This window comes from Tepidimonas sp., from assembly GCF_029335975.1.
Taxonomy (GTDB): domain Bacteria; phylum Pseudomonadota; class Gammaproteobacteria; order Burkholderiales; family Burkholderiaceae_C; genus Tepidimonas.
Window position 1 is genome coordinate 1 of sequence record NZ_JARJMT020000054.1, and the last position, 11197, is coordinate 11197.

Annotated in this window: 10 protein-coding genes, 2 tRNA genes and 1 riboswitch; of the genes, 8 read left to right on the forward strand and 4 right to left on the reverse strand. The window is 67.1% G+C overall.

What is annotated here, in order from left to right; genetic code table 11:
* The first annotated feature begins 98 nt into the window (after nt 1-98).
* Entirely contained in the window at nt 99-407 is a 309-nt protein-coding gene (gene mnhG / locus P3W97_RS02825) for a monovalent cation/H(+) antiporter subunit G (protein WP_300843582.1), read from the forward strand.
* Between the two features lie 30 nt (nt 408-437).
* Here the strand turns inward: mnhG and P3W97_RS02830 are convergent, their stop codons facing one another.
* From P3W97_RS02830 to earP, 3 genes are all read right to left on the reverse strand, one after another.
* A complete protein-coding gene (locus tag P3W97_RS02830) occupies nt 438-1352 on the reverse strand; it encodes a TIGR00730 family Rossman fold protein (RefSeq protein ID WP_300843585.1) in 915 nt (304 codons plus the stop codon).
* A 101-nt stretch (nt 1353-1453) separates the two neighbouring features.
* Complete coding sequence (efp, locus tag P3W97_RS02835) at nt 1454-2008, reverse strand: elongation factor P (protein WP_300843588.1); 555 nt, start codon at nt 2006-2008, stop codon at nt 1454-1456.
* 3 nt (nt 2009-2011) lie between these two features.
* Nucleotides 2012-3238, reverse strand: a complete 1227-nt coding sequence (gene earP, locus P3W97_RS02840) for an elongation factor P maturation arginine rhamnosyltransferase EarP (protein ID WP_300843590.1) — start codon at nt 3236-3238, stop codon at nt 2012-2014.
* Here earP and uvrC point away from each other — a divergent pair.
* From uvrC to P3W97_RS02875, 7 genes are all read left to right on the forward strand, one after another.
* On the forward strand, nt 3237-5243 hold the full coding sequence (gene uvrC / locus P3W97_RS02845; RefSeq protein WP_300843592.1) for an excinuclease ABC subunit UvrC: 2007 nt from the start codon (nt 3237-3239) through the stop codon (nt 5241-5243). The genes earP and uvrC overlap by 2 nt on opposite strands.
* A 19-nt stretch (nt 5244-5262) precedes the next feature.
* Nucleotides 5263-5829 (forward strand): CDP-diacylglycerol--glycerol-3-phosphate 3-phosphatidyltransferase, encoded by a 567-nt coding sequence (pgsA, locus tag P3W97_RS02850; protein WP_300843595.1) that lies wholly within the window; start codon nt 5263-5265, stop codon nt 5827-5829.
* Between the two features lie 141 nt (nt 5830-5970).
* Complete coding sequence (locus P3W97_RS02855) at nt 5971-6246, forward strand: HU family DNA-binding protein (protein WP_300843597.1); 276 nt, start codon at nt 5971-5973, stop codon at nt 6244-6246.
* Nucleotides 6247-6289: 43 nt separating this feature from the next.
* Nucleotides 6290-6365: transfer RNA gene (locus P3W97_RS02860), tRNA-Val, on the forward strand.
* 23 nt (nt 6366-6388) lie between these two features.
* Nucleotides 6389-8290 (forward strand): SurA N-terminal domain-containing protein, encoded by a 1902-nt coding sequence (locus P3W97_RS02865; RefSeq protein ID WP_300843599.1) that lies wholly within the window; start codon nt 6389-6391, stop codon nt 8288-8290.
* A gap of 47 nt (nt 8291-8337) precedes the next feature.
* Nucleotides 8338-8413, forward strand: a tRNA-His gene (locus P3W97_RS02870).
* Nucleotides 8414-8479: 66 nt separating this feature from the next.
* Nucleotides 8480-9571, forward strand: a complete 1092-nt coding sequence (locus P3W97_RS02875) for an NDP-sugar synthase (RefSeq protein ID WP_300843601.1) — start codon at nt 8480-8482, stop codon at nt 9569-9571.
* Between the two features lie 49 nt (nt 9572-9620).
* Here the strand turns inward: P3W97_RS02875 and P3W97_RS02880 are convergent, their stop codons facing one another.
* The gene (locus tag P3W97_RS02880; protein WP_300843602.1) at nt 9621-11009 is read right to left on the reverse strand and encodes a sodium:solute symporter; all 1389 of its coding nucleotides are present in this window, start codon (nt 11007-11009) and stop codon (nt 9621-9623) included.
* A riboswitch (TPP riboswitch) is annotated at nt 10999-11138 on the reverse strand. Its footprint overlaps the gene before it by 11 nt.
* Nucleotides 11139-11197: the final 59 nt, after the last annotated feature.

The window sequence follows — 11197 nt, forward strand, 5'->3', positions numbered from 1 at the left end:
CTTGTCGCTGGCCGGCTAGGTCACGCGTGGTGTCGTGTCGGAGTAAGTTGTGTGCGAATTTGTTGGTAGTAATGTAAGTCCTCGCTGCAGTTCTGATCTTGGTCGCGTCGATTTTACGGCGCGTCGGGGCGATCGGGTTGATCCGTTTCCCCGACTTATCTATGCGGTTGCACGCGCCGACCAAGGCCTCCACTTGGGGGGTGGGGGGGGTGTTGATCGCATCCATGCTGGTGACGCTGGCACATGGCCGGCCCGGCATCGCGGAACTGTTGATCACGCTGTTTGTGTTCGTGACGGCACCGGTGTCCGCCAGCCTGATGGGGCAGGCGGCGCTGCACCTGCGCTTGGCGTCCAAAGCGCCGGTTCCGCGCGACGCCGTGCCGGAACGCCGCGCGGCAGACCGCTGACGCGGGCGCGGCCCACCCGAGCCAGCTCGCTCACGGCGCGGGGGAGCCGTCCACCGGGCAGGCCTCGGGCAGGTCGTAAAATTGGCGGATGCCCTCCCAAGCCGCCTCGGGCGTGTCCACATAGGTGAACAGCTCCAGGTCCTCGGGGGCGATCACGCCCTCGTCCACCATCGCGTCAAAGTCGATCAGGCGTCTCCAGTAGGCGGTTCCGTACAGAAATATCGGAACCGGTTTGGCCTTGCGGGTCTGCACCAGGGTCAGCACCTCGAACAACTCGTCCAGCGTACCAAAGCCCCCAGGGAAAGCCACCAGCGCCTTGGCACGCATCATGAAATGCATTTTGCGCAGCGCGAAGTAGTGGAATTTGAAGCGCAGCTGCGGCGTGATGTAGGGGTTGGGGGTCTGTTCGTGCGGCAGCAGGATGTTGAGCCCAACGCTGGGCGCGCCCAGGTCGTGTGCGCCGCGGTTGGCAGCCTCCATGATGCCGGGCCCACCACCGGTGACGATGTAGAGCTGGTCCGCCGTGGGGCAAGACTGGCTGTAGGCCGCTACCAGTTGGGCAAAGCGCCGCGCCTCGTCGTAATAACGGGCGTTGCGCCGCAGCGCCTCGGCGCGGCGGATCGCTTGAGCATCGCCGCTGGCTTGCGCCTGTTGCCAGATGGCTTCGGCGTCGGCCGGCTCGCGAAAGCGCGCGCTGCCAAACACGACAATCGTGTTTTCGATGCCGGCGTCGGCCTGCGCGAGATCGGGCTTGAGCAACTCGAGCTGGAAGCGGATGCCGCGTGTCTCGCGCCGCAGCAAGAACTCCGCGTCGACGAACGCCAGTCGGTAGGCATCGGGCGGCGGGCGCGTGCCGTCCTCGGACAACAGGTGCATCTCGACGCTGGCGTCGGCGAGGCGGCGGATCTGCAGGTCGTGCGCGGGGTCGTGGGCCGGGGGTGTCATCGTCGGTCGGGGTTCAGGCATGAAAAAGGCCCCACGCTGGGGCCAATTGGCCACACGCTCGGCGCCCGGATGTTTCCCGGACGCAGTGGCGGGTCGCGGCCTCAGACGCGCTTGCGGTATTCGCCGGTGCGTGTGTCGATTTCGATCTTGTCGCCTTGCTCGACGAAGATCGGAACCATGACTTCAAAGCCGGTGGCGATTTTGGCCGGCTTGAGCACCTTGCCCGAGGTGTCACCTTTGACGGCTGGCTCGGTCCAGGTGACTTCTCGCACCAGCGACGTCGGCAGTTCCACCGAGATGGCTTTGCCTTCGTAGAAGACCACCTCGGCTGCCATGCCGTCCTCGAGGTAGTTCAGCGCATCGCCCATGTTCTCGGCTTCGACTTCGTATTGGTTGTAGTCGGCATCCATCCAGACATACATCGGATCGGCGAAGTAGGAGTAGGTGCACTCCTTTTTGTCCAGGATGATGTTGTCGATCTTGTCGTCGGCTTTGAAGACGACCTCGGTAGCGCTGTTGTTGAGCAGCGCCTTGAGTTTCATGCGCACGGTGGCGGCGCCGCGACCGCCGCGTTGGTATTCGGTCTTCAGGACGATCATCGGGTCTTTGCCCTGCATGATCACATTGCCGGCGCGAATTTCTTGGGCGAGTTTCATATATTATGAATGGCGAAGGGTGGACGCAAATGACAAGCGTCGAATTTTAGCGCGGCGTTCGTGTACGAAGGCCAGCAGCCGCGTCAAGAGGTCGTCCTGCGCCCACAGGCGGTCGCGAGTGGCGCGTGCGGCGGCTTGCCATTGTGCCAAGCGCGTGGGCGTCAAGGCGGGGAGATCGGGCCCAGGGATGCCATTCCACGCCCGCAGCCAGGCCTGCCAGTCCGCTGGGGCGTCCAGCCAAGCCAGAAAGGCCTCCAGCTTGTCGTGGTGGGCACCATCGTCCTGCGGGTAGAGTTGCCACAGGAATGCGCGGCCAGCCCAAAGGGCGCGCACCAGGGAGTCCTCGCCACGCACCAGGTTGAGGTCGCACGCCCATAGCCGCTCGTCAAAAGCATCCTGCGGCACCGGTGCGCAGTGCGTGACGCGCGCGGCAGCGGGCAGCGGTGTGCCAAGCCGTCCCCAGTGCACTGCGCTGCGCCCGGGCGCCACCAGCCAGTGTGCCGCAGCCAGCGCCGGCTGGCGCTGCAGCGTCGCCAGTGCCGCTGGCTCGTAGGTGAAGACGCTGACCCATGGCCCGTCGTGGCTGCCGTATGCCGCGCGCCAACGCGCGGCGTCAAAGCCCTGCTGGCGCGCGCCCAGATCGGCCTCGCGCAGCAGTCCACCGGTGTCTGGCGTAAAACCGGGGAAGAAAAACCACTTGGTGCGTCCCGTCAGCGGACCGCTGAGCACGGGCGAGGGCAGGCCGTGGCTGCGTGCGACCCAGGGCTCGGCGCTGAGATATTCCAGATTCAGCCAGACGGTGGGCCGCCCGTCGCGGCCTGTGGGTGGCAGCAGCGCCGCCACCCAGGCGTCGGGCACATGGCAGCCAAATGCCTCCACCAGCACATCGGCTGGGGGCATGTGCGGTGGTGGGTGCTCGCTCCGCTGGCTTGGCCAAGGGTGGACCTGGACGCCGGACACGCGCCCCGCGCGTGCGCCGGGGGCCATCCAGTCCAGCGCATCGGCCTCGTCGATCCACAGCCGCACCCGTTGGCCCGCCGCGGCGAGTTGGCGGCACAGTCGCCAGCAGACGCCCACATCGCCCCAGTTGTCGATGACATGGCAAAACACATCCCAGGTCAGTGGGGGGACAGCGCTGTCCGACGGGCGCACGACGGCGGGCGCGGTACAGTGCGAGCTATCGTGGTCCCCAGCGGCTAAGGTGGTGGAGTGCAAAACGGAACCGGACATGTCAGCAGTGCATTCGGATGAGTTGTTGCGCGCGGTGGCGGCCTTGCCGTCGCTGCCGGGCGTGTATCGGTATTTCGACGAGGCCGGCACGCTGCTCTACGTGGGCAAGGCGCGCGATTTGAAAAAGCGCGTGAGCAGCTACTTCCAAAAAACCCACGACGGCACGCGCATCGGTCACATGGTCGGCAAGATCGCCCGGCTGGAAACCACGGTGGTGCGCTCCGAGGCGGAGGCGCTGCTGCTGGAAAACAACCTGATCAAGACCCAGCAGCCGCGCTACAACATTTTGTTTCGCGACGACAAGAGCTACCCTTATCTGCGCCTGAGCGCGAGCACCTGGGTGCCCGACGACCCCCCGGCAGGGCGCACGCCCGGCGCCGCCAACCCCGACCATTATCCGCGCATGTCGTACTACCGCGGGGCGGTGGATCGACGTCACCAATACTTTGGCCCCTATCCCAGCGCTTGGGCGGTGAAGGAGACGATCCAGCTCCTGCAAAAGGTGTTTCGCCTGCGCACCTGCGAGGACACGGTATTTGCCCACCGGAGTCGGCCGTGCCTGCTCTACCAGATCAAGCGCTGCAGCGGCCCGTGCGTGGGCCTGGTGTCGCCTGCGGACTACGCGGCCGATGTGCGGGCGGCCAGCGCCTTTCTCAACGGCCAGAGCCAGGCCGTGCTGGCAGAGCTGGAGGCACGCATGTTTGCCCACGCCGAACGGCTGGCGTTCGAGCAAGCGGCCGAGGTGCGCAACCAGATCGCGGCCCTGTCGCGCGTGCTGCATCAGCAGAGCATGGAAAGTCTGGACGACCAGGACGTGGACATTCTGGCCGTGCGGGTGCAGGGAGGGCGCGCGTGTGTGAATCTGGCGATGGTGCGCGGCGGCCGCCACCTGGGGGATCGGCCTGCCTTTCCGGCGCATGTGGAGGACGGCGCGGCACTGGCCGATCCGGACCAGCCGGGCACGGTGGAGCAGCGCGTGTTGGAGGCCTTTTTGGCCCAACACTACACCCAGGTACCCCCGCCCCCGGTGCTGGTGCTCGGGGCGCCGGTGGACGAGGCGCTGCTGGCGGCCCTGTCCGAGCAGACCGGGGTGCGGCTGCGGCCCGTGTTCCATCCACGCGAGCAGCGGCGCCTGTGGCTGGAGATGGCGCAGAAAAACGCCGATTTGCAACTGGCGCGCTTGCTGGCGGAAGAGGGCTCGCAACAGGCGCGTACCCGCGCCCTGGCCGAGGCGTTGGGCCTGCCTGCGCAGACGTCTGAGGATTTGGCGCGCCTGCGCATCGAGTGCTTCGACATCTCGCACACCGCAGGCGAGGCGACCATGGCGTCGTGCGTGGTGTTCGAGGGTCACCAGATGCAGCCCGCGCAATACCGGCGTTACGCCATCGAGGGTATCACCCCGGGCGACGACTATGCCGCCATGCGCCAGGTGCTGCAGCGCCGCTATGGCAAGCTGGCCGCGGCGTGGGCGGACGCCGGCGGGGACGCGGCAGTGGCCGCGGCGGCCTCGGATGCGCCTGGAACAGCCCGCTCCCGCAGTGAGGCCCAGGCTCGCCTGCCCGACGTGGTGCTCATCGACGGCGGCGTGGGCCAGGTTCATGCGGCGCGGGAGGTATTTGCAGCGCTTGGACTGGATATCGCTCGCCTGGTCGGGGTGGAAAAGGGCGAGGGCCGCAAGGTGGGTCTGGAGGAGCTGGTCTTTGCCGACGGACGGGAGAAGATCTATTTGGGTGCCGATTCCGCCGCGTTGATGCTGGTGGCACAGATCCGCGACGAGGCGCACCGCTTTGCGATCACCGGCATGCGCGCGCGCCGCGCCAAGGCCCGCACGGGGGGCAGCCGACTGGAGGACATCCCGGGCGTTGGCCCCAAGAAGCGCGCCCGCTTACTGGCGCGTTTTGGCGGGGTGCGTGGAGTCGCGGCGGCCAGTGTGGAGGATCTGGCTGCGGTGGAGGGGATTTCTTCCGAACTGGCCGAGACGATCTACCGGGCCCTGCACGGCTGAGACCGCATAATCGGGTGTCATGTTCTTCAACCTGCCGACGCTGCTGACCTGGGCCCGTATCGCCGCGATTCCGCTGATCGTGGCCGTGTTTCATTGGCCTGGGTTGGCGCAGCCAGCGCAAAACATGCTGGCCACGGTGCTGTTCGTGGTGTTCGCGCTGACCGACTGGGCGGACGGCTATCTGGCGCGCCGGCTCAATCAGACGTCGGCCTTTGGCGCCTTTTTGGACCCCGTGGCGGATAAGTTTTTGGTCTGTGCCTGCGTGCTGGAGCTGGTCAGCCTGGACCGTGTCCATGTGTTCGTCGCGCTCATCATCATCGGGCGTGAAATTGCCATCTCTGCTTTGCGGGAGTGGATGGCGACCATCGGCGCGGTGCGCAGCGTGGCCGTGCACATGGTGGGCAAGGCCAAGACGGCCACGCAGATGGTGGCGATCCCCTTTTTGTTGTACGACGGGATGGTGATGGGCATCGACACGCGCTGGTGGGGCACGGTGCTGATCTGGGCCGCTGCGGTGCTGACGGTCTGGTCCATGGTGTATTACCTGAACAAGGCGGTCCCCGAGATTCGGGCCCGCGCCCGATGACCCCCGACCAAGTTCAACGGCAGCCGACCGGGATGTCGTGCGGGGTGGCACGCGCGGGGGCTTGAAACGGCGTGGGTAGAATACAGACCATTTTCGCGCCGGTGAATGGTGACCTCGCCGGCTCTAGAGAGAGTCTTGCACATGAACAAAGCACAACTCATTGATCACATGGCCGAGCAAGCGGGGTTGACCAAGCAACAGGCGGCGCGCGCGCTTGACGCTTTTTTGGCCACGGTCTCTCAAACCCTGGCCAGCGGTGGCGAGGTCACGCTGGTGGGGTTTGGCACCTTCCAGGTAGACGAGCGTGCGGCCCGCAAGGGTCGCAACCCCAAGACGGGAGAGACGGTCGATATCGCTGCGGCTAAAATGCCGAAATTCCGTCCGGGCAAGGCGCTCAAAGACGCCGTTAACGGATGACCGCTCCGGCTGCCAGAGCCCAGTTCCTGGCAGTCACCGGATCGGGTGCTTAGCTCAGCTGGTAGAGCGGCGCCCTTACAAGGCGTAGGTCGGCGGTTCGATCCCGTCAGCACCCACCAACCCTTCCCAAAGCGCGCAGGTCATGTTCGACGTCTTTCGCAACAACATGAAGGTGCTCATGGCCCTGCTCATGTTGTTGATCATCCCCTCGTTTGTCTTCGTCGGCATCGAGGGCTACACCCGGTTTCGCGATCAGTCCGAACCCGTGGCCCGGGTGGGCGGCGAACCCATCACCCGCACCGAATGGGATGCCGCGCACCGGCGCGAGGTCGAGCGCCTGGCGGCGCAGCTGCCCGGGCTGGACCGCGCCTTGCTCGAGAGCGAGGACAGCCGGCGTGCGACCCTGGAGCGCCTGGTCATCGAACGGGTGCTGGCGCGCGCCGCGCAAGACATGCGGCTGGTGGCTACCGACCGCCGGCTGGCGGCTGAGCTGCTGCGCGACCCGACCATCGCTTCATTGCGTAAACCAGACGGCACCCTGGATGTGCAGCGCTATCACGACCTGCTGCGTGCCCAGGGGATGACGGCCGAGCAGTTCGAGGCGAGCGTGCGTGCCGAGCTCGCCCGCCGCGCGGTCACTCAGGCGGTGGCGGACAGTGCCGTCATTCCCAAGGCCTCAGCCGATTGGGCTGCTCAGGCGTTTTTCGAGCGGCGCGAAGTCGCGCTGGCCCACTTCCGGTCGGCAGATTACCAATCCGGCATCCAAATATCCGACGCCGACCTCAAGGCGTTTTACGACGAGCATGCGGACGAATTCCGCACGCCCGAGCAGGCAGATATCGAATATGTGGTCCTGGATCCCCAGGCCGTCGCCGCGCGCATCACCCCCAGCGAAGCCGAACTGCGCGACTACTACCAGCAAAACGTGGCGGATACCTCGCGCGCCGAGCAGCGCCGCGCGTCCCACATCCTGCTGCTGCTGTCGCCCGGCGCCTCTGCCGGCGAAAAGGCCCGCGTCCGTGCCGAGGCCGAGCAGATCCTCGCCGAGGTGCGCCGCGATCCCCAGCGGTTTGCCGAGCTGGCCCGCACCCGCTCGCAAGACCCGGGCTCGGCTGCCAAGGGCGGCGATCTGGATTGGTTTGGCCGCGGCGCGATGGTCAAGCCCTTCGAAGATGCGGTCTTTGCGTTGCAAAAGGGGCAGATCTCCGACATCGTGGAAAGCGAGTTCGGTCTGCATATCATCCAGCTCACCGATGTGCGCCTGCCCGAGGCCGAGCCGTTCGAGAAGGCGCGCCCCCGCCTCGAGGCCGAGCTGCGTCGCCAGCTCGCGCAGCGGCGCTTTGCCGAGGACGCAGAGCGCTTCAGCAATCTGGTCTACGAGCAGTCGGACAGCCTGGCGCCGGCTGCCCAGGCCCTGGGGCTGACGGTGCGCCGGGCGACGGTCGAGCGCGCTGGCCCGGTCGGGGCTGCGGCCGATGCGTTGTTGCGCGAGCCGGCTTTGTTGCGCGCGGTTTTCAGTGACGAGGCGCTGACCCAGAAGCGAAACAGCGCGGCGGTCGAGCTGGATGGTAACCGGCTGCTGTCCGTGCGGGTGCTGGCACACCGGCCGTCCGAGCGACGACCCCTCGAAGCCGTGGTCTCCGAGGTCCGCCAGCGCCTGCTCCAGCAGCGCGCCCGCGCGGCGGCCATGGAGGCTGCGCGTGCCGCGCTGGCCCAATGGTCCACCACGGCCCCGGCCGCATGGGCACTGCGCACGCCGGTGTTGGTGTCGCGCCAGGACGCCCAGGGTCTGCCACCGACAGCGGTGCGCGCGGCGATGAGCGCCCGGCTGGAAGGCGACGTCCCCGCGTGGGTGTTGGTCGATTTGGGCACCGACGGTGCGGCCGTGCTGCGCGTGCGGCGCGGACCGCCGCGCGATGCCCCCGATGCGGTGCGCCTGCTCAACGAACGGCAAGAACTCGCCCGGCTGTGGGGCGAGGGCGAGGCCCAGGCCTACTTGGGGGCCTTGCGCCAGCGCTACAAGGCCGAGATTCTGGTCAAGTAAAGCCACGGGGCAACCCCAGAAACGGCGGTATAATGATCGCTTCTGCGGTGGCTGTAGCTCAGTTGGTAGAGTCCCAGATTGTGATTCTGGTTGTCGTGGGTTCGAGTCCCATCAGCCACCCCAAAAATATCTTCGACGACCAAGGACCTTCGGGTCCTTGTTTTGTTTTTAACTGACATGGCCAAAGGCATGATCCTTGCCGCGGGGCAGGGCACCCGCGTGCGTCCGCTGACCAAAGACCTGCCCAAACCGATGGTGCCCATTCTGGATAAGCCGGTGATGGAGTATCTGGTCGAGCGGCTGGCTGCACACGGCGTGCACCAAATCATGGTCAACGTCGCGTGGAATCACCACAAAATCGAGCAGTACTTCCGTGACGGGCGCCGCTGGGGGGTGGAGATTGGCTATTCGTACGAGGGCGTTTACGAGCACGGCGACATCCTGCCGCGGCCGCTGGGCTCGGCCGGCGGCATGAAGCGCATCCAGGACATGAGCGGCTTTTTCGACGAGACCACGATCGTTGTGTGCGGCGATGCACTGATCGATCTGGACATCACCGCAGCGCTGGCCGAACATCGCGCCAAGGGGGCGTTGGCCAGCGTGGTGACGCTGCCAGTGCCCCAGGAGCAGGTGAACAACTATGGCATCGTCGTCGCCGATGGAGATGGACGCGTGGTTTCGTTCCAAGAGAAACCTCGGCCCGAGGAAGCGCGCTCGAATCTGGCCAGCACCGGCATCTACATCTTCGAGCCGGCGGTGCTGGACCTGGTGCCGTCGGGGCGGGTGTTCGACATCGGCGCGGAGCTGTTTCCGCTGCTGGTCGAGCGCGGCCTGCCGTTCTACGCGCAGAGCCGGCCGTTTCACTGGATCGACATCGGGCGTGTCAGCGACTACTGGTCGGTGCTGCAGCGCGTGCTCAGCGGCGAGATCGCCGATCTGCGCATGCCGGGCACCGAGGTGCGACCGGGCGTGTGGGTCGGGCTCAATACCCGCATCGACTTCGACCGCGTGCAGATCACCGGCCCGGTGTATTTGGGCTCCAGCGTGCGGCTGGAGGAGGGCTGCTCGATCGTTGGGCCGGCGTGGATCGGCCACGGCAGCCATCTGCGCGCCGGCTCGCGCGTGGAGCGCAGCGTGCTGTTCGAGTACACGCGCATCGGCGCAGGCATGCTGTTTCAGGACATGATCGTCTCACCGAGCTACTGCGTCGACCGCCATGGCCGCGCCACCTATGTGGGCGACGACCGCTGTCCGCTGCGCTGGGGCGACGCGCGCGCCTGAGGCCCGTCCGCCAGCCCGGGCAGGCCCGTCCGGTTGGGGGTGCGCCGTGTCAGTCTCCAGGGGGTCGGGCGCGTGTGGGCGCCAGCCACGCCAGCGTCAGCGTCACCGCGGTGGAGGCGATCAGCGCCCCAGCGAATGGGGCCAGCGTCGGCACATTGGCCGGGAAGGTGGCGGCCATTAGCCCCTGCCACAGGCTGCCGGTGGTCCACACGCCAGGCAGCACCGCACCGATCAGCCCGGCGGCCATGCCCAGCGACGCCGCGCGGCGTGGCGTGCGCGGCCACAGCCCCAGCAGCAGCGGCATCACCGCAGTGGCGCAGAGTAAGTCGGCCACCAGGAACAGCCGCAGCACCGACACACCCTGCCAGGCTATGGCGATCACCGGCACCATCAGCACCACCGTCGCCCAGCGCGCAGCGGCCAGCGACGCTCGGCGGTGCTGCGCGACCAGCACGGCGGCAATGCCGTTTTGTAGCGTATCCACGGACGACGCGACCAAGGCCACTGCCAGCGCCAGCACCGGCGCTACGATCCAGCCCGGCGCATGCTGCACCAGCGCAAAAAATGGCACCGGTGGCGTGCCTAAGGGAAGGCCCTGATGGGCCGCCAGCATCCCCAGCCCCCCCACCAGCGCAATGGCAGCGGCGGTCGTCAGGGCGCCGAGCCAGGCCCCTCGGTGCAATGCGCGCTCGCTGTGGGCCGCCCAGATGCGCTGCCAGTAGCCCTGGTGGAACAGATTGGCCGCCGTGACGGCAATGACCAAGGTGAGCGCCACGGACAGGCCCACGGGCAACGGGGCGGCGGCCGGCGCCGATGGTGCAGCCGCCGTTGGCGCCGGCGCATGGGCGACCACCGCGCCCACCCAAGCCAGCAGCGCTAGCAGCAACCACGCCTGCCAGCGGTCGGTGGCCAGGCTGGCGCGCAGCCCGCCCCAGGCAGTGTAGATCAGCGTGACGGCGGCCACCGCCAGCACCGCCCAGCGCCCGTCCTGCCCCGTCAGCAGCGGCACGATGGCGCCGATGGCGGTCAGCTCGGCCGTCAGAAAACACAGCATGTACAGCAGCGACAGCAGCAGCACCCAGCCGCGCACTGCGCCTCCGAAGCGCTCGCCGGCATACTCGGTCAGGCTGCGTCCGGCGGGCATACGGCGCCGGATGGCGGGGCCGCACCACGCCAGCACCAAAAAGGGCAGCGCCGCCCCAACGGCATATCCAGCGAGTGCCACCGGGCCGACGAAGGCTCCAATTTCCGGTGGCACGAACAGAATCCACGCCCCAAGCCCCGAGGCCAGAAAAGACAGGCCCAAGCTGGTCGCGGACTGCGAGCCACGGGCGGTCAGGTATTCGTCGAGGGTGGTGTCCGCCGCGCGGGCCCGCAGGCCCACCCACAAAAAGACGAGCAAAGCCCCACCCACCGCAGCGATCGGCAACGCATTCATGTCGCACTTCCTCCGCCGGTACGAACCGGATCAGGTTCCAGGGTCTGGTCGTCGGCCCCCATGGCCCACGCCCACTCTCAGCCCATGGCGCGCCGGTTGCGGCGGCTCAGGGCTCCCCTGGCGACGTTTCAAAGCTGCAATTCTAGTGCGCGTTGCGCAACACCACCTTGCCCATCACCCGGCGCGAT

Coding starts and splice junctions, on each gene's coding strand:
- P3W97_RS02830 (WP_300843585.1), bottom strand. CDS start 1,352: ATGACACCCCCGGCCCACGACCCCGCGCACGACCTGCAGATCCGCCGC.
- efp (WP_300843588.1), bottom strand. CDS start 2,008: ATGAAACTCGCCCAAGAAATTCGCGCCGGCAATGTGATCATGCAGGGC.
- P3W97_RS02875 (WP_300843601.1), top strand. CDS start 8,480: ATGATCCTTGCCGCGGGGCAGGGCACCCGCGTGCGTCCGCTGACCAAA.
- uvrC (WP_300843592.1), top strand. CDS start 3,237: ATGTCAGCAGTGCATTCGGATGAGTTGTTGCGCGCGGTGGCGGCCTTG.
- P3W97_RS02855 (WP_300843597.1), top strand. CDS start 5,971: ATGAACAAAGCACAACTCATTGATCACATGGCCGAGCAAGCGGGGTTG.
- P3W97_RS02865 (WP_300843599.1), top strand. CDS start 6,389: ATGTTCGACGTCTTTCGCAACAACATGAAGGTGCTCATGGCCCTGCTC.
- earP (WP_300843590.1), bottom strand. CDS start 3,238: ATGTCCGGTTCCGTTTTGCACTCCACCACCTTAGCCGCTGGGGACCAC.
- pgsA (WP_300843595.1), top strand. CDS start 5,263: ATGTTCTTCAACCTGCCGACGCTGCTGACCTGGGCCCGTATCGCCGCG.
- P3W97_RS02880 (WP_300843602.1), bottom strand. CDS start 11,009: ATGAATGCGTTGCCGATCGCTGCGGTGGGTGGGGCTTTGCTCGTCTTT.